General features: G+C 55.3%; 21 protein-coding genes. 14 read left to right on the top strand and 7 right to left on the bottom strand.

The genetic code is table 11. From position 1 onward, the window contains the following. Window positions 1-17 precede the first annotated feature (17 nt). From infB to mtr, 9 genes are all read left to right on the top strand, one after another. The gene (gene infB, locus WLO31_RS17860; RefSeq protein ID WP_435927958.1) at window positions 18-2705 is read left to right on the top strand and encodes a translation initiation factor IF-2; all 2688 of its coding nucleotides are present in this window, start codon (window positions 18-20) and stop codon (window positions 2703-2705) included. 69 nt (window positions 2706-2774) lie between these two features. Further along, on the top strand, window positions 2775-3176 hold the full coding sequence (gene rbfA / locus WLO31_RS17855; protein WP_435927957.1) for a 30S ribosome-binding factor RbfA: 402 nt from the start codon (window positions 2775-2777) through the stop codon (window positions 3174-3176). Then, complete coding sequence (gene truB, locus WLO31_RS17850) at window positions 3176-4120, top strand: tRNA pseudouridine(55) synthase TruB (RefSeq protein WP_435927956.1); 945 nt, start codon at window positions 3176-3178, stop codon at window positions 4118-4120. Before rbfA ends, truB begins: the two co-directional genes overlap by 1 nt. Window positions 4121-4271: 151 nt before the next feature. Continuing rightward, window positions 4272-4541 carry a 30S ribosomal protein S15 gene (gene rpsO / locus WLO31_RS17845; RefSeq protein ID WP_167610094.1) on the top strand — a complete coding sequence of 90 codons (270 nt, stop codon included), beginning with the start codon at window positions 4272-4274 and terminating at the stop codon, window positions 4539-4541. Window positions 4542-4788: 247 nt separating this feature from the next. Continuing rightward, a complete protein-coding gene (gene pnp / locus WLO31_RS17840) occupies window positions 4789-6921 on the top strand; it encodes a polyribonucleotide nucleotidyltransferase (protein WP_435927955.1) in 2133 nt (710 codons plus the stop codon). Window positions 6922-7040: 119 nt separating this feature from the next. Next, on the top strand, window positions 7041-7925 hold the full coding sequence (nlpI, locus tag WLO31_RS17835) for a lipoprotein NlpI (RefSeq protein WP_435927954.1): 885 nt from the start codon (window positions 7041-7043) through the stop codon (window positions 7923-7925). Window positions 7926-8036: 111 nt separating this feature from the next. Next, window positions 8037-8114: a protein YrbN gene (gene yrbN, locus WLO31_RS17830; protein ID WP_099458804.1), complete on the top strand. Its 78-nt coding sequence runs from the start codon at window positions 8037-8039 to the stop codon at window positions 8112-8114. Further along, window positions 8107-10029: a DEAD/DEAH family ATP-dependent RNA helicase gene (locus tag WLO31_RS17825; RefSeq protein WP_435930663.1), complete on the top strand. Its 1923-nt coding sequence runs from the start codon at window positions 8107-8109 to the stop codon at window positions 10027-10029. The genes yrbN and WLO31_RS17825 overlap by 8 nt, the downstream gene beginning before the upstream one ends. A 161-nt stretch (window positions 10030-10190) precedes the next feature. Beyond that, on the top strand, window positions 10191-11435 hold the full coding sequence (mtr, locus tag WLO31_RS17820; RefSeq protein ID WP_435927953.1) for a tryptophan permease: 1245 nt from the start codon (window positions 10191-10193) through the stop codon (window positions 11433-11435). Window positions 11436-11470: 35 nt separating this feature from the next. On the opposite strand, the gene WLO31_RS17815 is transcribed toward mtr, so the two are convergent. The 3 genes from WLO31_RS17815 to ubiU all read right to left on the bottom strand — a co-directional run bounded on the left by WLO31_RS17815 (window position 11471) and on the right by ubiU (window position 14467). Next, window positions 11471-12475, bottom strand: a complete 1005-nt coding sequence (locus tag WLO31_RS17815) for a luciferase-like monooxygenase (RefSeq protein WP_435927952.1) — start codon at window positions 12473-12475, stop codon at window positions 11471-11473. Between the two features lie 103 nt (window positions 12476-12578). Continuing rightward, on the bottom strand, window positions 12579-13463 hold the full coding sequence (locus WLO31_RS17810) for a U32 family peptidase (RefSeq protein WP_435927951.1): 885 nt from the start codon (window positions 13461-13463) through the stop codon (window positions 12579-12581). 8 nt (window positions 13464-13471) lie between these two features. Continuing rightward, the gene (gene ubiU, locus WLO31_RS17805) at window positions 13472-14467 is read right to left on the bottom strand and encodes a ubiquinone anaerobic biosynthesis protein UbiU (RefSeq protein ID WP_435927950.1); all 996 of its coding nucleotides are present in this window, start codon (window positions 14465-14467) and stop codon (window positions 13472-13474) included. A 245-nt stretch (window positions 14468-14712) separates the two neighbouring features. Between ubiU and ubiT the strand changes: the two genes are divergently transcribed. Together ubiT and WLO31_RS17795 are read left to right on the top strand one after the other, a co-directional pair. Further along, window positions 14713-15237 (top strand): ubiquinone anaerobic biosynthesis accessory factor UbiT, encoded by a 525-nt coding sequence (ubiT, locus tag WLO31_RS17800; RefSeq protein ID WP_435927949.1) that lies wholly within the window; start codon window positions 14713-14715, stop codon window positions 15235-15237. Then, window positions 15231-15737: a GNAT family N-acetyltransferase gene (locus WLO31_RS17795; RefSeq protein WP_435927948.1), complete on the top strand. Its 507-nt coding sequence runs from the start codon at window positions 15231-15233 to the stop codon at window positions 15735-15737. Before ubiT ends, WLO31_RS17795 begins: the two co-directional genes overlap by 7 nt. Window positions 15738-15739: 2 nt before the next feature. Here the strand turns inward: WLO31_RS17795 and WLO31_RS17790 are convergent, their stop codons facing one another. Next, window positions 15740-16027: a GIY-YIG nuclease family protein gene (locus WLO31_RS17790; protein ID WP_435927947.1), complete on the bottom strand. Its 288-nt coding sequence runs from the start codon at window positions 16025-16027 to the stop codon at window positions 15740-15742. A 53-nt stretch (window positions 16028-16080) separates the two neighbouring features. Here WLO31_RS17790 and WLO31_RS17785 point away from each other — a divergent pair, with 53 nt between their 5' ends. Beyond that, window positions 16081-16509 carry a YhbP family protein gene (locus WLO31_RS17785; protein WP_435927946.1) on the top strand — a complete coding sequence of 143 codons (429 nt, stop codon included), beginning with the start codon at window positions 16081-16083 and terminating at the stop codon, window positions 16507-16509. Here WLO31_RS17785 and WLO31_RS17780 read toward each other — a convergent pair. Next, on the bottom strand, window positions 16506-17024 hold the full coding sequence (locus tag WLO31_RS17780; protein ID WP_435927945.1) for a type 1 glutamine amidotransferase domain-containing protein: 519 nt from the start codon (window positions 17022-17024) through the stop codon (window positions 16506-16508). The genes WLO31_RS17785 and WLO31_RS17780 overlap by 4 nt on opposite strands. 100 nt (window positions 17025-17124) lie before the next feature. Between WLO31_RS17780 and WLO31_RS17775 the strand changes: the two genes are divergently transcribed. Further along, window positions 17125-17775 (top strand): NAD(P)H-binding protein, encoded by a 651-nt coding sequence (locus tag WLO31_RS17775; protein WP_435927944.1) that lies wholly within the window; start codon window positions 17125-17127, stop codon window positions 17773-17775. A gap of 84 nt (window positions 17776-17859) precedes the next feature. Continuing rightward, complete coding sequence (locus WLO31_RS17770; RefSeq protein WP_435927943.1) at window positions 17860-18903, top strand: permease; 1044 nt, start codon at window positions 17860-17862, stop codon at window positions 18901-18903. 150 nt (window positions 18904-19053) lie between these two features. Here WLO31_RS17770 and nrdG read toward each other — a convergent pair whose 3' ends face one another. After that, window positions 19054-19518: an anaerobic ribonucleoside-triphosphate reductase-activating protein gene (gene nrdG, locus WLO31_RS17765; RefSeq protein ID WP_435927942.1), complete on the bottom strand. Its 465-nt coding sequence runs from the start codon at window positions 19516-19518 to the stop codon at window positions 19054-19056. Window position 19519: 1 nt separating this feature from the next. Further along, complete coding sequence (nrdD, locus tag WLO31_RS17760) at window positions 19520-21658, bottom strand: anaerobic ribonucleoside-triphosphate reductase (protein WP_435927941.1); 2139 nt, start codon at window positions 21656-21658, stop codon at window positions 19520-19522. Window positions 21659-21907 lie beyond the last annotated feature (249 nt).

The raw sequence follows: 21907 nt of genomic DNA, 5'->3' as shown, positions 1-21907 counted from the left end.
TAGCAGGAAGGAACAGCATGACAGATGTAACCGTAAAAGCGCTGGCCGCAGAGATTCAGACCTCCGTGGACCGCCTGGTACAGCAATTTGCTGACGCAGGGATCCCGAAGTCTGCTGATGATTCTGTTTCCGCGCAAGAGAAGCAAACCCTGCTGGCGCACCTGAACCGTGAACACGGTTCAGCACCAGACAAGTTGACATTACAGCGCAAAACGCGCAGTACTTTAAACATTCCAGGTACCGGTGGGAAAAGTAAATCGGTACAAATCGAAGTCCGCAAGAAGCGCACCTTTGTGAAACGTGATCCGCAAGAGGCTGAACGTCTCGCAGCGGAAGAACAGGCGCAGCGTGAAGCGGAAGAGCAAGCCCAACGTGAGGCGCAGGAAGCTGCCAATCGTCAGGCGCAAGAAAAAGCTAAGCGTGAAGCTGAAGAAAAAGCTAAGCGTGAAGCCGCTGATAAAGCGAAACGTGAAGCTGCGGAAAAAGACAAAGTGAGCAATCAACAATCTGACGATATGACGAAAAGCGCCCAGGCCGACAAAGCCCGCCGCGAAGCAGAAGCCGCTGAGCTTAAGCGCAAAGCGGAAGAAGAAGCCCGTCGCAAACTAGAAGAAGATGCCCGTCGTGTAGCGGAAGAAGCCCGTAAAATGGCTGAAGCTAACGCCGGCGTCTGGACGGAAGAAGAGAAAGTGGAAGACGACAAAACTGATTACCACGTAACCACTTCTGAACACGCGCGCCAGGCAGAAGATGAGAACGACCGCCAGGTTGAAGCCGGCCGTACCCGTGCTCGTACTACTGCTACCAAAGCGCCTCGCCAGAAGAAAGGCGGCAAGCACGGCGAATCCAAGGCTGACCGCGAAGAAGCGCGTGCAGCGGTTCGCGGCGGCAAAGGCAAACGTAAACCTAGCGCTTTGCAACAGGGCTTCAACAAGCCTGCTCAGGCAGTTAACCGCGACGTTATCATTGGCGAAACCGTCACCGTTGCTGAACTGGCTAACAAAATGGCCGTTAAAGGTTCTCAGGTCATCAAAGCGATGATGAAGCTGGGCGCTATGGCGACCATTAACCAGGTCATCGACCAGGAAACCGCACAGCTGGTTGCCGAAGAGATGGGCCACAAAGTTATCCTGCGTCGTGAAAACGAGCTGGAAGAAGCGCTGATGAGCGACCGTGACACCGACGCAGTGGCTGAGTCCCGCGCGCCGGTTGTGACCATCATGGGTCACGTTGACCACGGTAAAACCTCTCTGCTTGACTACATCCGTTCTACTAAAGTGGCGTCCGGCGAAGCGGGTGGTATTACCCAGCACATCGGCGCATACCACGTAGAAACCGACAACGGCATGATCACCTTCCTGGATACCCCGGGCCACGCAGCCTTTACCTCTATGCGTGCTCGTGGCGCTCAGGCAACGGATATCGTGGTTCTGGTTGTTGCAGCGGACGATGGCGTAATGCCGCAAACTATCGAAGCAATCCAGCACGCGAAAGCGGCGCAGGTGCCGGTAGTGGTTGCAGTGAACAAAATCGATAAGCCAGAAGCCGATCCGGATCGCGTTAAGCAAGAGCTGTCCCAGTACGGCATCATGCCGGAAGAGTGGGGCGGCGAAAGCCAGTTCATTCACGTGTCAGCGAAAGCCGGTACCGGCATCGACGAACTGCTGGACGCAATCCTGCTGCAGGCCGAAGTTCTGGAGCTGAAAGCGATGCGTACAGGCATGGCAAGCGGCGTGGTTATCGAATCCTTCCTGGATAAAGGTCGCGGTCCGGTAGCAAGCGTTCTGGTTCGCGAAGGTTCGCTGAACAAAGGCGACATCGTGCTGTGCGGCTTTGAATATGGCCGTGTGCGTGCGATGCGTGATGAACTGGGTCGTGAAGTGGCCGAAGCCGGTCCTTCTATCCCTGTTGAGATCCTTGGCCTGTCCGGCGTGCCGGTAGCGGGTGATGAAGTTACCGTTGTTCGTGACGAGAAAAAAGCGCGTGAAGTTGCTTTGTACCGTCAGGGTAAATTCCGCGAAGTGAAACTGGCTCGCCAGCAGAAATCCAAACTGGAAAACATGTTCGCCAACATGACCGAAGGCGAAGTGTCCGAAGTGAACATCGTGCTGAAAGCGGACGTTCAGGGTTCTGTGGAAGCGATCAGCGACTCCCTGCTGAAGCTCTCTACCGATGAAGTGAAAGTTAAAATCATCGGTTCCGGCGTGGGTGGTATCACCGAAACTGACGCAACGCTTGCTGCGGCTTCTAACGCCATTCTGGTTGGCTTCAACGTGCGTGCCGATGCTTCTGCCCGCCGCGTTATCGAAGCGGAAAGCCTGGATCTGCGTTACTACTCCGTCATCTACAATCTGATCGACGAAGTGAAAGCAGCGATGAGCGGCATGCTCTCTCCGGAACTCAAACAACAGATCCTCGGCCTGGCCGAAGTGCGCGATGTGTTCAAATCACCGAAGTTTGGTGCCATCGCAGGTTGTATGGTTACCGAGGGCGTGGTCAAACGTCACAACCCAATCCGCGTACTGCGCGACAACGTGGTCATCTATGAAGGCGAGCTGGAATCCCTGCGCCGCTTCAAAGACGATGCGAACGAAGTGCGTAACGGCATGGAGTGTGGTATCGGCGTTAAGAACTACAACGATGTGCGCGTTGGCGATGTTATCGAAGTCTTCGAAATCATCGAAATCCAGCGTACGATCGCCTGATAGAGCCCGGTAAACCGGTAATATCTTAAGGGGGGCCGAGCGCCCCCCGATTTGTATGGAGAATTTATTATGGCGAAAGAATTCGGTCGCCCGCAGCGCGTCTCTCAGGAATTGCAGAAAGAAATCGCAATCATCCTGCAGCGTGAAATCAAAGATCCGCGTCTGGGCATGATGACCACCGTTTCCGGTGTCGAAGTCTCCCGCGATCTGGCCTACGCCAAAGTGTTCGTTACCTTCCTCAACGACAAAGACGAAGAAGCCGTGAAAGAGGGCATCAAAGTCCTGCAGGATGCCTCGGGCTATATCCGCACTCTGGTGGGAAAAGCGATGCGCCTGCGTATTGTTCCGGAACTGACTTTCTTCTACGACAACTCTTTGGTTGAAGGGATGCGTATGTCGAATCTGGTTTCTAACGTCATCAAAAATGATGATGAGCGTCGCGTGAATACGGATGACACGAAGGAGGATTGATGAGTCGTCCTCGTCGTCGTGGTCGTGATATTCATGGCGTGCTGCTGTTGGACAAGCCGCAGGGTTTGTCTTCTAACGACGCGCTGCAGAAAGTGAAGCGTATCTATAACGCGAACCGCGCCGGGCATACCGGGGCGCTGGATCCGCTGGCTACCGGCATGTTGCCGATTTGCCTGGGGGAAGCAACCAAGTTTTCGCGCTATTTGCTGGATTCAGATAAGCGTTACCGCGTCATTGCCCGTCTTGGGCAGCGTACCGATACTTCCGATGCCGACGGCACGGTTGTTCAGGAACGTCCGGTTACCTTTAGCGAGCAGGAGCTTGCGGCCGCGCTGGAAAGCTTCCGCGGCGAGACCATGCAGGTGCCGTCGATGTACTCGGCGCTTAAGCATCAGGGCAAACCGCTGTATGAATATGCTCGTCAGGGCATAGAAGTTGAGCGCGAAGCACGTCCGATTACCGTTTACGAGCTGCTGTTTATTCGTCATGAAGGCGATGAGCTGGAACTCGAGATCCATTGCTCCAAAGGGACTTATATCCGGACCATCACTGACGATCTGGGTGAAAAGCTGGGCTGCGGCGCGCACGTGACTTTCCTGCGCCGCCTGGCCGTGAGCAAATATCCCGTTGAACGTATGGTGACGCTTGAACAGCTGAATGCGCTTCTTGCACAGGCGCAGCAGCAGGAAATCGATCCCGCGGTGCTGTTAGATCCGCTGCTGATGCCAATGGACAGCCCGGCTGAAGATTTTCCGGTCGTGAACCTGTTACCTGCCGTGGCAGGCTATTTCAGGAATGGGCAGCCGGTGCAGGTTGCGGGCGTTCCTGGCGAAGGGCTGGTTCGCGTCACTGAAGGCGATGAAGCAAAGTTTATCGGCATGGGTGAAATTGATGATGATGGGCGCGTAGCGCCTCGTCGTCTGGTAGTAGAGTATCCCGCCTGACCTTGTAGTTACCTTGCGATAACAGGTTGCTACAGGTAAAATAGGCGGCTTAGCATTCGGGCATTGTCTGACAAGCGTTCGGGTGTGCACTGGGGGTTGCTGAATTAGAGATCGGCACCCTGTCTTTTTATCTATAATGTTGGAGTTGAAAATGTCTCTAAGCGTTGAAGCTAAAGCTAAAATCGTTTCTGAGTTTGGTCGTGACAATAACGACAGCGGTTCTACCGAAGTTCAGGTTGCACTGCTGACCGCACAGATTAACCACCTGCAGGGTCACTTTGCAGAGCACAAAAAAGATCACCACAGCCGTCGTGGTCTGCTGCGTATGGTTTCTCAGCGTCGTAAACTGCTCGACTACCTGAAGCGTAAAGATGTAGCACGTTACACCAGCCTGATCGAGCGTCTGGGTCTGCGTCGCTAAGTCTTGCGAGTTTCAGAAAAGGGGGCCTGTTAAGGCCCCTTTTTTCAACCTGACGGCAGCAATTCTATGGAAACTAATGTATTGTTGCTGTGTGTGATCTTTATTGCAGAGGTTCGCGCGGCTAATGAGAGGCTTTATCCGCAGGGGCGGGTCAGGGTTGTCATTAGTCGCGAGGATGCTATAGAGATCGGGTCATAACGGCACCGCGTGAAGTCACCGGCAGCCTAAGAATCTAAAGGATATTATCTTGCTAAATCCGATCGTTCGTAAATTTCAGTATGGTCAGCATACGGTCACATTAGAGACCGGTATGATGGCGCGCCAGGCTACCGCAGCAGTAATGGTAAGCATGGACGATACTGCGGTATTCGTAACCGTAGTAGGGCAGAAAAAAGCTAAAGCAGGTCAGGACTTCTTCCCGCTGACCGTTAACTATCAGGAGCGTACTTACGCTGCTGGTCGTATCCCGGGCAGCTTCTTCCGTCGTGAAGGCCGTCCAAGCGAAGGCGAAACGCTGATTGCGCGTCTGATTGACCGCCCGGTGCGTCCGCTGTTCCCGGAAGGTTTCGTTAACGAAGTGCAGGTTATTGCCACCGTGGTTTCCGTAAACCCACAGGTTCATCCTGACATCGTTGCTATGATCGGTGCTTCTGCCGCCCTGAGCCTGTCTGGTATTCCATTTAATGGTCCAATTGGTTCTGCTCGTGTGGGCTACATCAACGACCAGTACGTTCTGAACCCAACCGCAGACGAGCTGAAAGAGAGCAAGCTGGATCTGGTTGTCGCCGGTACCGAAGGCGCCGTGCTGATGGTTGAGTCCGAAGCAGAACTGCTGAGCGAAGACCAGATGCTGGGCGCGGTTGTCTTCGGCCATGAACAACAGCAGGTTGTTATCCAGAACATCAACTCCCTGGTTGCCGAAGCCGGTAAACCACGTTGGGACTGGCAGCCAGAAGCCGTTAACGAAGCGCTGAACGCGCGCGTTGCAGCGCTTGCTGAATCTCGCCTGAGCGACGCTTACCGTATTACGGACAAGCAGGAACGCTATGCGCAGGTTGATGTCATCAAGTCTGAAGTTATCGCTGCTCTGTCAGCAGAAGACGAAACCCTTGATGCTGGCGAACTGAGCGATATCCTGCACGCCATTGAGAAAAACGTTGTTCGCAGCCGTATTCTGGCGGGCGAGCTGCGTATCGACGGCCGCGAAAAAGATATGATTCGTGGCCTGGACGTGCGTACTGGCGTTCTGCCGCGTACCCACGGTTCCGCGCTGTTCACCCGCGGCGAAACTCAGGCGCTGGTAACCGCGACTCTGGGCACCGCTCGTGACGCACAGAACCTGGACGAGTTGATGGGCGAACGTACCGACAACTTCCTGTTCCACTACAACTTCCCTCCGTACTCCGTAGGCGAAACCGGCATGGTCGGTTCTCCTAAGCGTCGTGAGATTGGTCACGGTCGTCTGGCTAAGCGTGGCGTACTGGCCGTTATGCCAGAAGCCGATCGTTTCCCGTACACCGTACGCGTAGTGTCTGAAATCACTGAATCCAACGGCTCTTCTTCCATGGCTTCCGTTTGTGGCGCTTCTCTGGCGCTGATGGACGCGGGCGTGCCTATCAAAGCCGCGGTAGCGGGCATCGCGATGGGCCTCGTGAAAGAAGGCGACAACTTTGTTGTTCTGTCTGACATTCTGGGTGATGAAGACCACCTGGGCGACATGGACTTTAAGGTTGCCGGCAGCCGTGAAGGTATCTCTGCCCTGCAGATGGATATCAAAATCGAAGGCATCACCCGCGAAATCATGCAGGTGGCTCTGAACCAGGCTAAAGGTGCGCGTCTGCATATCCTTGGCGTGATGGAACAGGCTATCAACGCGCCACGCGGCGATATCTCTGAGTTTGCTCCACGCATTCACACTATCAAGATCAACCCGGACAAGATCAAAGACGTGATCGGTAAGGGCGGCTCCGTGATTCGTGCGCTGACTGAAGAAACCGGCACCACCATCGAAATCGAAGATGACGGCACCGTGAAGATCGCAGCAACCGATGGCGACAAAGCGAAACACGCTATTCGTCGTATCGAAGAAATCACCGCTGAAATCGAAGTTGGCCGTATCTATCAGGGTAAAGTCACTCGTATCGTTGATTTCGGTGCGTTCGTTGCTATCGGCGGCGGCAAAGAAGGTCTGGTACACATCTCTCAAATCGCTGACAAGCGCGTAGAGAAAGTAACCGACTATCTGCAGATGGGTCAGGAAGTGCCGGTTAAGGTACTGGAAGTTGACCGTCAGGGCCGCGTCCGCTTAAGCATTAAAGAAGCAACCGAGCAATCCCCGGCTGAAGGCGCAGCACCGTCCGCTCCAGAAGCAGCTGAGTAAGCTTTACCGATTGAGCTCTCCATGGCGACATGGAGAGCTGTTTATTACGGAGCTGGATGCTCCGTTTTAGCAGCCGGCGGACAGGATGTTCATTCAATTGTTGTCTTCGGGAGTGGGAAATGAAGCCTTTTTTGCGCTGGTGTTTCGTTGCGACAGCTCTCACGCTGGCAGGATGCAGCAACTCTGCCTGGCGTAAAAGCGAAGTCCTGGCGGTGCCATTGCAACCGACTTTGCAGCAGGAAGTCATCCTGGCACGCATGGAACAAATACTTGCCAGTCGGGCTTTAACCGATGATGAACGCGCACAGCTTTTATATGAGCGCGGAGTGTTGTATGATAGCCTCGGCTTGCGGGCTCTGGCGCGAAATGATTTTTCACAAGCGCTGGCAATCCGCCCCGATATGCCTGAAATATTCAATTACTTAGGCATATATTTAACGCAGGCAGGCAATTTTGATGCTGCCTATGAAGCGTTTGATTCTGTACTTGAGCTTGATCCAACTTACAACTACGCGCATTTAAATCGCGGTATCGCCCTCTATTACGGTGGTCGTTATCGTTTAGCGCAAGATGATCTGCTAGCGTTTTATCAAGACGATCCCAATGATCCGTTCCGCAGTCTGTGGCTCTACATTGCCGAAAGCAATCTGGACGCTAAACAGGCCAAAGTGGCGTTACAACAGCGCCTCGATAAATCGGATAAAGAGCAATGGGGATGGAACATTGTCGAGTTCTACCTGGGGAACATTAGCGAAAAAACGCTAATGGAACGCCTCAAGGCGGACGCAACGGATAACACCTCGCTCGCTGAGCATCTCAGTGAAACCAACTTCTATTTAGGTAAGTACTACCTAAGTCTGGGGGAAAAGGACAGCGCCACGGCACTGTTCAAGTTAGCGGTCGCTAACAACGTACACAACTACGTTGAGCATCGTTATGCATTGTTGGAATTAGCGCTCTTGGGCCAGGAGCAAGATGACCTGGCAGAATCGGACCAGCAATAGCTGACGAACAACGATCAGCCCATAAACTTTAATTATTAAAGTCATCACCTTAACGGGTGAGGGCGTTTTTGTTCGTTAATCAACTAAATTTGAGCCGGTTCACACTTTTCAATGAAAATTGCAGATCAATTTCACGATGAGTTACGTAGACTGGCCGCCATCAACGAGGCACATGTACTACATGACTGATATCATCGAAACCACTTTTTCCGATCTGGGGCTGAACGCCTCCATCCTTAAAGCCCTGAGCGATCTGGGTTACGAAAAGCCATCTCCAATCCAGGCGGAGTGTATCCCACATCTGCTGGGCGGTCGCGACGTACTGGGTATGGCCCAGACGGGCAGCGGCAAAACCGCAGCGTTCTCTTTACCGCTGCTGCACAACCTTGATCCTGAGCTTAAAGCGCCACAAATTCTGGTGCTGGCGCCGACCCGCGAACTGGCGGTTCAGGTTGCAGAAGCCATGACGGATTTCTCTAAACATATGCACGGCGTAAACGTTGTGGCCCTTTACGGCGGCCAGCGTTATGACGTGCAGCTGCGCGCCCTGCGTCAGGGACCACAAATTGTTGTTGGTACCCCAGGCCGCCTGCTCGACCACTTAAAACGCGGCACCCTGAACCTCTCCAACCTGAAAGGTCTGGTGCTGGACGAAGCTGATGAAATGCTGCGTATGGGCTTCATCGAAGACGTTGAAACCATCATGGCGCAGATCCCGGAAGGTCATCAGACCGCGCTGTTCTCTGCAACCATGCCGGAAGCAATTCGTCGTATTACCCGTCGCTTTATGAAAGAGCCGCAGGAAGTGCGCATTCAGTCAAGCGTTACCACACGTCCTGATATCAGCCAGAGCTACTGGACCGTGCACGGTATGCGTAAAAACGAAGCGCTGGTGCGTTTCCTGGAAGCGGAAGATTTTGATGCGGCGATTATCTTCGTTCGTACCAAAAACGCGACCCTGGAAGTGGCTGAAGCGCTGGAGCGTAGCGGCTATAACAGCGCCGCGCTGAACGGTGACATGAACCAGGCCCTGCGTGAGCAGACTCTGGAGCGCCTGAAAGATGGTCGTCTGGATATCCTGATCGCCACCGACGTTGCGGCCCGTGGCCTGGACGTTGAGCGTATCAGCCTGGTTGTTAACTACGACATCCCGATGGACTCCGAATCCTACGTTCACCGTATCGGTCGTACCGGTCGTGCGGGTCGTGCTGGCCGTGCGCTGCTGTTCGTTGAGAACCGCGAGCGTCGTCTGCTGCGCAACATCGAACGCACGATGAAGCTGACGATTCCAGAAGTTGAGCTGCCAAACCGCGAACTGCTGAGCGAGCGTCGTCTGGCTAAGTTTGCTGCTAAAGTTCAGCAGCAGCTGGAAAGCAGCGATCTGGATCTGTACCGCGGCCTGCTGGCGAAAATTCAGCCTTCCGCTGAAGAAGAGCTGGATATCGAAACCCTGGCAGCAGCGCTGCTGAAAATGGCGCAGGGCGAACGTCCTCTGATCCTGCCACCGGATGCGCCGATGCGTCCACGTCGTGAGTTCAAAGAGCGTGACGAGCGTTTCGAACGTCGTCCAGATCGTGCAGATCGCGGCCCACGTTCAGATCGTCCACAGCGCGATGGCGATGCGCCAGCTCGTCGCGAACGTCGTGACGTTGGCGATATGGAGCTGTACCGTATTGAAGTTGGCCGTGATGACGGCGTTGAAGTTCGTCATATCGTTGGCGCCATCGCTAACGAAGGCGACATCAGCAGCCGTTACATCGGTAACATCAAGCTGTTCGGGACGCACTCCACCATCGAACTGCCAAAAGGCATGCCTGGTGAAATTCTGCAGCACTTTACCCGCACTCGTATTCTGAACAAGCCGATGAATATGCAGCTGATGGGTGATGCGCAGCCACGTACCGATCGCGGTGGCGAACGCCGTGGCGGCGGTGCCGGTCGCGGTTTCGGCGGCGGCGAGCGTCGTGAAGGCGGTCGCGGTCCACGTCGCGATGGCCCGGCAGGCGCCGGTCGTAGCTTTAGCGGCGAACGTCGTGAAGGCGCTCGCGGCCCACGTCGTGATGATGGCGCAGCACCTGCTCGTCGTCGTTCAACCGAAGCTTAATTAGCCGAAGTTTATGCCTGCGATCCCGTCGCAGGCAGTCATAAAAGTCCTGGTTGATAAAACCGGGATTTTTTTTATCCAAAATGTACTCATGTACTGGTACAATAATCCGCAGTCAGGTCTGTCTCATCGGCAGCGGTTTATCGTCTTCAGGAATTTGTATGTCAATCTTATCGACCACCAAAGCCTCGCCCTCTGTTCTCGGCGGCGTGATGATAATTGGTGGCACAATTATCGGTGCGGGCATGTTTTCACTGCCGGTGGTGATGGCCGGAAGCTGGTTCTTCTGGTCGCTCGCCGCACTCGTATTCACCTGGTTTTGCATGCTGCATTCCGGGCTGATGATTCTGGAAGCCAACCTCAACTACCGCGTTGGCGCAAGTTTCGATACGGTCACCAAAGATCTGCTGGGCAAGGGCTGGAACCTGATCAACGGACTTTCCATCGCTTTCGTGCTCTATATCCTTACCTACGCCTACATTTCGGCAAGCGGTTCGGTGATCCATCACACGTTAAGCGAAATGTCCGTCGACTTTCCTGCCAGGTTCGCCGGGCTGATTTTTGCCCTTATCGTGGCGTTTATTGTCTGGCTGAGCACGCGCGCCGTAAGCCGCATGACGACCATCGTCCTCGGCGCAAAAATTCTGACCTTCTTTATGACCTTCGGCGGGCTGATGTGGCATGTCGAACCGCAAACCTTGCTCGACACGCAGGCGATTAATCCCAGCTATTTTCCGTACCTTTTTATGACGCTGCCGTTCTGCCTGGCCTCTTTTGGCTATCACGGCAACGTGCCTAGCCTGATGAAGTATTACGGCAAAAATCCGCAGGCCATCAAGCGCTGCCTGCTCTGGGGCACGGTGATGGCGCTGGTGCTGTACACCATCTGGCTGGTGGGCAGCATGGGCAATATTCCACGCGGCGACTTTATTGCCATTGCTGATAAAGGCGGGAATATCGATGTGCTGGTGCAGGCGTTAAGCGGCGTACTGAACAGCCGCGCGCTGGATTTGCTGCTGATCGTTTTTTCTAACTTTGCCGTTGCCAGTTCATTCCTCGGCGTAACTCTCGGCCTGTTCGATTACCTGGCAGACCTGTTCAGGTTTGACGATAGCCCGAAAGGCCGCCTGAAAACGGCGCTGGTGACCTTTATTCCGCCGGTGCTGGGCGGCGTAATCTGGCCCGACGGCTTTATTTACGCGATTGGTTTTGCGGGGCTGGCGGCTACGATCTGGGCTGCCATCGTGCCTGCGCTGTTGGCTAAAGCTTCAAGACGTAAGTTCGGCAGCCCGCTTTACCGTGTGTGGGGCGGCAATAAGATGATCGTCCTGATTATTGTTTTCGGGGCGGGCAACGCGGTGATTCATATCCTTTCGAGCTTCAATCTGCTGCCGGTCTATCACTAAAATTTCGCCCCTCAATCGAGGGGCGAAAGAAATCCTTATAAACTTTCGTGCACGTCCATCGCCAGGTCGAACGAATGTAACCGCGCCTGGCTATCGAAGATCTGCCCGTTGACCATGATCTCATCGGCCTGCGTTTCCCGCAGCAGTGAAATCAGTCCGTGGCGCACCTTCGCTTTATCGCCCACCAGCGACATGCTCAGCGCCTGCTGCACGCCGTACTGTTCCGCCGGGCTCCAGAAATTCTCCATATTCTCGACAGGAGCGGGAAGCTGCCCGGTTTCACCGCGACGCAGCTTCACGAAGGCCTGCTGCATTGAGGTAAACAGGAATTCCGCATCGCGGTTGCTGTCTGCGGCGATGATGTTGATGCAGACCATGGCGTAGGGTTTTTCCAGCCGTGCGGAAGGTTTGAACTGGGCGCGGTAAAGCTGCAGCGCCTGGAAAAGCATATCCGGCGCGAAGTGCGAGGCGAAGGCAAACGGCAGGCCAAGCTGTGCCGCAAGCTGCGCGCTGTAAAGGCTGGAGCCCAGCAGCCAGACCGGAACTTTGGTGTTGTAGCCGGGAACCGGGCGCACGGCCGGATTCGGATCGGTCGCATCAAACCAGGAGACCAGCTCGCCCACATCACGCGGAAAATTGTCGATATCGCCGCTCATATGACGACGCAGCGCCATCATAGTACGCTGATCGCTACCCGGCGCGCGGCCCAGCCCAAGGTCGATACGCCCCGGATAGAGCGTCTCCAGCGTACCAAACTGCTCGGCAATCACTAACGGCGAGTGGTTGGGCAGCATCACGCCGCCGGAACCCAGGCGCAGCGTTTGCGTATTGGCTGCAAGATAGCCAATCAGCACGGACGTTGCCGCGCTGGCAATGCCGGTCATATTGTGGTGCTCCGCCAGCCAGTAGCGGTGATAGCCGCGCTTTTCAGCCAGGCGCGCGAGATCGAGAGAACGATGGAACGCCTCTGCGACCTGCGAGCCTTGCGGAACCGGCGACAGGTCCAGCAGCGAAAAAGGAACTTGGGTAATGTCAGACATAACGGCTCACTTTGTTAGACGAAGTGGGTAACTTCGTTTGCTGATAGTTAGCTTCAGTATTGCGCAAAATCTTCAGCAATTAAGTAACAAAGTGAGCCTTTTCTCAGGCGGAGTTAATCAACTCCAGCCCGGCGACGCGTCGCCAGTAGCCGTTGCAATCGCTTTGCGAAGCAAGTTTCAGCGGCGCTGCGCCGTTTTCGTTGGCCCGGAAGCTTTCCAGCATTTGCAGGGTTTCCACGCCCATCGGCGACAGGCGAACCATATCCACCAGGCCTTTCATCGAGGCCAGTTCGTTACCCAGGTTATAGACGTAGCCGCTCATCGTCTGAATGCCGTTAAGCACGAAAACCTGCTGGTTTTCCTGCGACAGCATATTGCGCCCGGTTGGATATTTGCTGCAGCAGGTTTCACATTCGTCTTTCGGGCGATCTTCAGAGCGCGCGGTAAAGCAGCGGGCGGAATAAGCGAGCGGCAGATGGCCATAGCTCAGCACCTCCACTTCGAACTTATTGCGAATACCCAGCTCATCGCACTGGTTGAGCAAATTCACCAGCCAGTCGCGTGAAAGCTCAACCGGCATGCACCAGCGCGTCATGCCCTGCCTGAGAAGCAGGCGCAGCGTCACCGCGTTGTAGCAGTTAAGCGCATGGCCTGCGACAAAGGGCAGTTTACGCTCAGCGGCAACGTTCACGGCGCCGATATCGCTGGCTTCAATCAGAAAGTCGCCGTTATCGACGTAGCGTTTCAGCTCGTTTAGCTCGGAAGGCGCCTGCACCAGCGCAAGCGTTGAGAGCACTACTTGTTTTCCCTCGCCGGCCAGCATTTTTGCCATATCCAGCCAGTCGCCCGCTTTCGTTGCGCGGCGTTTACTGCATACGGTTTCACCAAGATAAATCACATCGGCGCGGCTTTTGGCTGCCGCCTGGTAAAAGCTTTCCAGCGTCTCTTTCGACCAGTAATAGAGCACCGGCCCTAATGAATATTTCATCTGCTTTCCTACTGCCATTTACGGTGATATGCGCCGAGGGTGGTTTGCGTGCCTTCCGCCATCGCGCCGAGCGCCTCCATCCATGCCGGCTGCGCGCGGTAGTTTTCCGGGTCGGCCATGCAGCGGTCGATGGCCTGACGCCAGACTTTGGCGACCTGGCTGACATACGCCGGGCTACGCTGGCGGCCTTCGATTTTCACCGACGCAATATTGGCGGCATAGAGCTCGGGCAGCAGTTCGAGAGTATTCAGGCTGGTCGGTTCTTCAAGCGCGTGGTATTTCTGATCGTCTACCAGATAGCGGCCTTTGCAGAGCGTCGGGTAACCGGCGTTTTCGCCATCCTGATACCTGTCGATCAATACATCGTTAAGGCGGGATTCCAGCCCCTGCGGCGTTTGCTGCCAGCGAACAAAGCGCGCCGGGGAGCAGGCGCCGACGGTATTTGGAGATTCGCCGGTCAGATAAGAAGAGAGATAGCAGCGCCCTTCCGCCATGATGCACAGGCTGCCGAAGGCGAATACCTCCAGCGGAACGGGCGTCACGCGGGCCAGCTGCTTCACCTGATGAATGGATAACACGCGCGGCAGCACGACGCGGGCCACCGCAAAATTGCGATGATAGAAGCGAACGGCTTCCTCATTGGTGGCGGAGGCCTGAACCGAGACGTGCCGCTCAATATGCGGATAGCGCTCTGCGGCATACTCCAGCATTGCAAGGTCCGCCAGAATCAGCGCATCGGCGCCCAGCTGTGCGGCCATATCTACCGCCCGCTGCCAGCGCAGGTAACCGTCCGGATGAGCGAAGGTATTGATGGCGATGTGCAGCTTGCGGCCACGCTGATGCACGTAGCTGACCGCCTCCTGCAGTTTCTTTTCCGTAAAGTTCAGTCCGGCAAAATGGCGGGCGTTAGTGTCATCTTTCAGTCCGATATAGACCGCGTCGGCACCGTTATCGATGGCCGCTTTTAACGCCGGTAAATTTCCGGCAGGGCAAAGCAACTCCATAATTTATCCTGCATCATCGGGCACTCTGAAAGGTGACCCGCGCAGCCGTGCATGGGCTGCAAAATTGTTAACGAACTGGGATTTTAGTTAACCTGTCCGCGACAAATTTTGATTTAAGGCAGCTAATGGCGTATTGATGGCATCCGTTGGGGGTAGTTAATACTTACGCAATTGTTGATTTGCACCGCTATCGCGTCCGGCGGGTATGGCAAAATAGCAAAAAATTTTCTCAAGGAGTAAAGCTCGTGCTGGATAAACTGCGTTCTCGCCTGGTACAGGCTGGCCCATCTTTATTGCGGACCCCGGTCAAACTGACGTCCTTTGCTCTGAAGCGTCAGCTTCTTGAACAGCTGCTGGGCTGGCAGTTCCGCCAGGCGCTTGAGGAGGGGGAACTTGCGTTTTTACAGAACCGCTGGCTGAGCATTGAAGTTCGCGATCTTGCTCTGAAGTGGTTCACCTCGGTGCAAGATAATAAGCTGGTCGTACGTGAAGATGCGGCGGCTGATGTCAGCTTCAGCGCCAGCGCTAACGATCTGCTGATGATTGCCGCGCGCAAACAGGACCCGGACACGTTATTCTTTCAGCGTCGGCTGGTCATTGAAGGCGATACCGAGCTCGGTCTGTACGTCAAAAACCTGATGGATGCTATTGAGCTGGACGCAATGCCTGCGCCTTTACGCATTGCGCTGCTGCAACTGGCTGATTTTGTTGAAGCGGGTATGCAATATAAGCCTGTTCCAGAAAGTAACCCGGTAGGTGAGCCATGTTAATTCGTGTAGAAATACCCATTGATGCCCCCGGTATCGATGCCTTATTGCGCCGCGCCTTTAACGGTAACGGTGAAGCGGATCTGGTAAAGGATTTACGAGAGGATGGCCTGTTAACGCTTGGCCTGGTCGCAACGGATGACGAAGGCCAGGTGGTGGGCTATGTCGCCTTCAGCCCGGTCGCAGTGGAAGGCGAAGAGCTGCAGTGGGTGGGGCTTGCGCCTTTAGCGGTAGAGGAAGCGTATCGCGGCCAGGGGCTGGCGAAAAAGCTGGTTTACGAAGGGCTCGATTCCCTGAATGAATTCGGCTACGCCGCGGTTGTGGCGCTGGGGCTGCCTGAGATGTACAGCCGCTTTGGCTTTGTGCCTGCCGCCCGGTTTGGCTTGCGCTGCGCCTGGCCTGACACCGAAGCCAGCTTCCAGATCCATCCTCTGGCAACTGATGCGCTAAACGGCGTCAGCGGGCTGGTGGAATATCACCAGCATTTTAACCGCGAGTTCTGATCTCAGCTCTTTTGAAGATCTGTCAGCAGGTCTTCAAAGGGCAAGCTGCCGTTCACCAGGCGCTCTTTTTGCGTTTTAGTTAGCTGCTTGATGCGATACTCCAGACGCAAGGCGCATGAGCGATCGCCCACCAGGCGGCTAAACGCCAGCTTCAGCTCACCTTTTCCCCGCAGCGCTTTCGCCCCTTTGCCGGCCTGGTGTTGCCCGAAGCGGCGTTCCACATCCGTCGTGATGCCGGTATATAAGCGGTTATCGAGGGTGCGGACTAAATAGAGATACCAGGGTGACATAGGGCCGGCGCATAGTTGAGATTTTTTGCAGAGTATCACCGTTCAGGTCGCCCATGGAAACACTTGATGACATCAGCCGCTGGCTGAACAAACAGCATGTTCTTACCTACTGCGTTGGCGGTAACGAAGATTTATGGTGTGCCAACGCCTTCTATTATTACGATCGATCGCGTGTAGCGTTCTATCTGCTCACCGAGGCCACCTCCCGACACGGGGAGCTCATCGGCAAAGGTTCTTCCGTAGCCGGCACGGTAAACGGGCAGCCCAAAACCGTTGCGCTGATTCGCGGCGTTCAGTTTCGCGGCAGGATCCAAATGCTGGCAGAAAGCGAGGCGGGAAGCGTCCGCCATCTTTACTGCAAACGCTTCCCGGTGGCGAGAGTGGCGACGGCCCCCCTCTGGGAAATTCAGCTCGACGAACTGAAAATGACGGACAACACTCTCGGTTTTGGTAAAAAACTACACTGGCTGCGTGACAGTTAGCTTCCTAACAGGCGCAGCGCCTCGCGGTTAAAGGCCGGTAAATCTTCCGGCGTACGGCTGGTAACCAGTTGATTGTTATCGACAACGACTTCTCTGTCGTAGAAGTCGGCGCCGGCATTTTTCACGTCAATCACGATAGGCTTCACGGCGGTCAGCTTGCGCCCGCGAACGACATCGGCGCTGATGAGAAGCTGTGGACCATGGCAGATAGCAAAAACGGGCTTGCCGCTGTTCATAAAATCGCGCGTAAAAGTGACGAAGCGTTCATCGCCGCGCAGGCTGTCCGGAGAGTGCCCGCCGGGCAGCAAAAGCGCATCGAAATCGGCCGGGCGCGCGTCATCAATGGCTTTATCGATAATGACCTTTGCCTCACCTTTTTTGCCGGTGACGGTTTTACCGGCCTGCTTCTCGATGGTGATAACTTCGTGTCCCGCTTTGCGGAACGCCTCCGCCGGTGAAGTGAATTCTGAATCTTCGAACTCGTCGGTGATCAAGACTGCAATCTTCTTGCTCATAGTTCCTCCGTTATCTGTTTCCAGTGCTTAAGCCTGGACCACAGGGCAGACTTTGCAAGCGGACGGACTAGACTTAGATTCATCTGATAAAGGAGCTTCTATGAACCGGGTATTGATTACAGGGGCGACAGGTCTGATCGGCGGGCATCTGTTACGCCTGCTTAACGACGAACCACGGGTCACCAACATTGCGGCCGCCACGCGTCGTCCGCTGGCGGCGATGCGTAAAATGTTCAATCCTCACGATCCGCAGCTTAGCGATGCGCTGGCGCAACTCACCGAGCCGGTGGATATCGTTTTCTGCTGTCTCGGGACGACGATGAGAGAGGCGGGCAGCAAAGAGGCCTTCGTGCTGGCGGATTATACGCTGGTGGTGGATACGGCGCTGACGGGCCAGCGCCTGGGCGCCAGTCATATGCTGGTGGTCAGCGCGCTTGGCGCAAACAGCGGTTCGCCGTTCTTCTACAACCGCGTCAAAGGGAAAATGGAAGAGGCGTTGATCGCCCAGAAATGGCCGCGTTTAACCATCGCCCGGCCGTCTATGCTACTGGGCCATCGGGAATCGCAACGCTTTAATGAATCGCTTTTCGCGCCGCTGTTTAAATTCATGCCCGGAAAATGGAAGTCCATCGAAGCAAGAGATGTCGCCCGGGCGATGCTGCATGAAGCCCTGTCGCCTTCTCATGATGGCGTGGCGATCCTGGACTCCGGGCAGCTACGAGAGATTGCTGCACATACGGCGATTTATTAACCGCAGCTTTCCAATACTCTGACAAGAAGCGTAGTATTAGCGCCAATAAATATAACTCACGTATACGCTTTGCAGGGTACTTCTATGCTGACTCAACCTCCTCAACTGGCGGGCAAATCTTCGTTCGCCTGGTGGAAGCCGGTGCTGTTTTTCACCGTTGTGATTATCGGGCTGTGGCTGGTGAAATGGCAGCCATATTATGGCAAGGCGTTCACCGCCGCCGAAACGCACAGCATTGGAAAATCAATTATTGCGCAGCAGGAGGCTAATCCGCTCAAAGCCGCCTGGGATTATGCGCTGGTCTATTTCATCGCGGTCTGGAAAGCGGCGGTGCTGGGCGTGATTTTAGGTTCGCTGGTTCAGGTCCTGATCCCAAGGGACTGGCTGATGCGTACCCTCGGCCAGCCGCGTTTTAGCGGCACGCTGTTCGGCACGCTCTTTTCTTTGCCGGGCATGATGTGCACCTGCTGCGCGGCCCCCGTTGCCGCCGGGATGCGACGTCAGGCGGTTTCCATGGGCGGCGCGCTGGCATTCTGGTTAGGCAACCCGCTGCTCAATCCGGCCACGCTTATTTTTATGGGCTTCGTTCTGGGCTGGCATTTTGCCCTGATTCGGCTGGTCGTGGGCGTAATGACGGTGCTTGGCGTGGCAACGCTTGTGCAGCTGTGGGTGAAAGAGCAGCCCCGGGCTGCGAATATCCCCCCAATAGCGCAAAAAATACAGCCGCAGGGCGATTTCCTGCAGCGCTGGATGAAAGCATTGTGGCAACTGTTCTGGAGCACTATCCCGGTTTATATCATCGCCGTGCTGGCGCTTGGCGCAGCGCGAGTATGGCTGTTTCCGCATGCCGATGGCGCGGTGGATAACACGCTATTCTGGGTGATGGCGATGGCGGTTGCCGGCTGCCTGTTCGTCATTCCAACCGCCGCCGAAATCCCCATTATTCAGACGATGCTGCTGGCGGGTATGGGTACCGCTCCGGCGCTGGCGCTGCTGATCACGCTGCCGGCCGTTAGCCTGCCCTCTCTGGTCATGCTGCATAAGGCCTTTCCGGCAAAAGCGCTGTGGCTTACCGGTGGGCTGGTGGCGTTGAGCGGGGTGATTGTCGGCACCCTGGCGCTGATATAAAAAGCCTGCAAGGGAATTAAGACTGCTGACAAAGCCCTCAGGTGTGGATGGTTGCTTGCGGGGGATTTTAAAAACAAAGCGTTCTGCCTTCTGATTTACCCCAACCCCCGAAAATCACGCTTTTCGGGGGCTTGTCATCAATCAGAAGCTTTATCGCAAATAATGCACGACCTGGTTGCTGCTGCCGCGCCAGATAAGCGCCGGATCTTTCAAATCCTGAACAAATTTGCCGTCGACCAGCACGTTGATTAAATCAACCACTTCGCGCTGGGCTGCGTTCAGCTCATCAAGCTTATAGCCTGTCCATAGCCAGATATCTTTGCCGGGACACTCCGCCCGCACGCGCTGAACCAGCTGCAGGATACCCGCCACGTTTTGCGGATGGAGAGGATCGCCGCCCGAAAGCGACAGACCCTGGCGACGCACCCGCGTATCGTTCAGATCGTTAATAATCCGCTCTTCCATTTCAGGCGTGAACGCCACGCCTGAGTTCAGCCGCCAGGTGCTTTTGTTATAGCAGCCCGGACATTCATGCACGCAGCCGGAAACAAACAGCGTGCAGCGGGTACCCGGCCCGTTAACGATATCGACCGGATAGTACTGATGCATATTCATGCTAGCCAATCTGCCCGTTGCCAAGATGCTTCACGCGGCGCTTCACCTCTTCTTGCTTACCGGCGTTGAACGGACGGGCATCCGGGCTGCCGAGATAGCCGCAAACGCGGCGGGTAACGGAAACGCGCGCTGCGTCGTGGTTACCGCATTTCGGACAGGTGAAGCCTTTGCTGGTGCACTCAAACTCGCCGGTAAAGCCGCATTCGTAGCACTCGTCGATTGGCGTATTGGTGCCGTAATACGGAACGCGCTGGTAGCTGTAATCCCAGACATCTTCCAGCGCGCGCAGGTTATGCTGAATATTCGGGTACTCGCCGTAACAGATGAAACCGCCGTTCGCCAGCGCCGGATAAGGCGCTTCAAAATCGATTTTGTCGTACGGATTGACCTTTTTCTCTACGTCCAGATGGAAGCTGTTGGTGTAGTAGCCTTTGTCGGTTACGCCGGGCACGACGCCGAATTCAGCGGTATCCAGGCGGCAGAAGCGGTCGCAAAGGTTTTCGCTTGGCGTGCTGTACAGGCTGAATCCATAGCCCGTTTCATTTTTCCAGCTATCGGTGGCCGCACGCAGGCGCGTAACAATCGCCACGGCTTTTGCGCGCAGCGCTTCGCTGTCATAGATGTGCTGGTTACCAGACAGAGCGTTCACCGTTTCATGAATGCCGATGTAGCCAAGCGAAACAGACGCGCGGCCGTTTTTGAAGATTTCAGCGACGTCATCGTCCGCCTTCAGGCGCACGCCGCAGGCGCCTTCCATATAGAGGATTGGCGCCACGCGCGCTTTCACGCCTTCGAGACGGGCGATGCGCGTCATCAGCGCTTTGCGCGCCAGTGCCAGGCGGCTGTCTAACAGTTCCCAGAAGCGCGCCTCATCACCTTTTGCTTCCAGCGCGATGCGCGGCAGGTTCAGGCTGATAACGCCGAGGTTGTTGCGGCCCTCGTGGACCTGCTCGCCGCTCTCATTCTCCCAGACGCCGAGGAAGCTGCGGCAGCCCATCGGCGTTTTAAATGAGCCGGTAACCTTAACCACTTGATCGTAGTTCAGAATATCCGGATACATACGCTTGCTGGCGCATTCCAGGGCGAGCTGTTTGATGTCGTAGTTCGCATCGCCGAACTTGTGGTTGAGGCCGTCTTTAATGGCGAATACCAGTTTCGGGAATACGGCGGTTTTGCGGTTTTTCCCAAGGCCTGCGATGCGGTTGCGCAGAATAGAGGTCTGGATCAGGCGCGATTCCCAGCTGGTGCCCAGCCCAAAACCGAAGGTGACAAAAGGTGTCTGGCCGTTGGCGGTATGCAGCGTGTTCACTTCATATTCCAGCGACTGGAACGCGTCGTAACACTCTTTCTCCGTACGTGAGCGCGCATAGCCTTCAGCGTCCGGAATCTGCCACTCTTGCGCGATTTTACGGTGCTTTTCGAAGCTTGCCGTCACAAACGGCGCAAGCACCTCATCGATACGGTTGATGGTGGTGCCGCCGTAGATGTGGCTGGCAACCTGAGCAATGATCTGGGCGGTGACGGCCGTCGCGGTGGAGATGGATTTTGGCGGTTCAATCTCCGCGTTACCCATCTTAAAGCCGTGGGTCAGCATGCCCTTCAGGTCGATAAGCATGCAGTTAAACATCGGGAAGAAGGGGGAGTAATCGAGGTCGTGATAGTGGATATCGCCACGTTCGTGCGCCTGCACCACATCGCGAGGCAGCAGGTGCTGTTTGGCGTAGTGTTTGGCAACGATGCCCGCCAGCAGGTCACGCTGGGTCGGGATCACTTTACTGTCTTTGTTGGCGTTTTCATTCAGCAGCGCAGAGTTGGTTTGTTCAACCAGACCACGAATTTCCTGGTTCAGACGACCACGTTTTTCACGTGCGATATCACGGTCATGGCGATATTCGATATAGGCGCGGGCCAGCTGCTTATAGCTCCCGGCCATCAGCTGGTTTTCAACCGCCGTCTGGATCTCGCCAATATCAACCTGGCTGCGGCCTTCCATCTGAGCTCGTACGATGTCTGCGACGGTGGCGCAATAATCTGCGTCATCGACTCCCGCTGCTTTAGCTGCACGAAGAATAGCTTCTTTAATGCGCTCTGAAGTGAAAGGCACTCTGCACCCGTCTCTTTTCATCACATGCGGTGTCATGATCTCTCCGTTTAAATAAGGTTATCCACAAAGGGATGGCGGATTCCGGAAGCGTTTGCAGTCAGGCGCTGGCAGGGACTTCCGGATTCAGGCCCGTTTTATCCACAGATAATCCCCAGATTTATGCTGAGGCTGTTGTTGCTATAATAGTCGATAAATACAAGATGTAGGGCCGGGTGGCATTTTAAAGTCTATATATAGTGCTTGCACCAAAGATGTTCGCGCTTTTATTGATGCAGGACAAAGTAA

The organism is Dryocola sharpae (genome assembly GCF_051307055.1).
Lineage (GTDB): Bacteria > Pseudomonadota > Gammaproteobacteria > Enterobacterales > Enterobacteriaceae > Dryocola.
The sequence above is the reverse complement of the archived record's forward strand: the minus strand, read 5'-3'. Positions and strand labels throughout refer to the sequence as shown.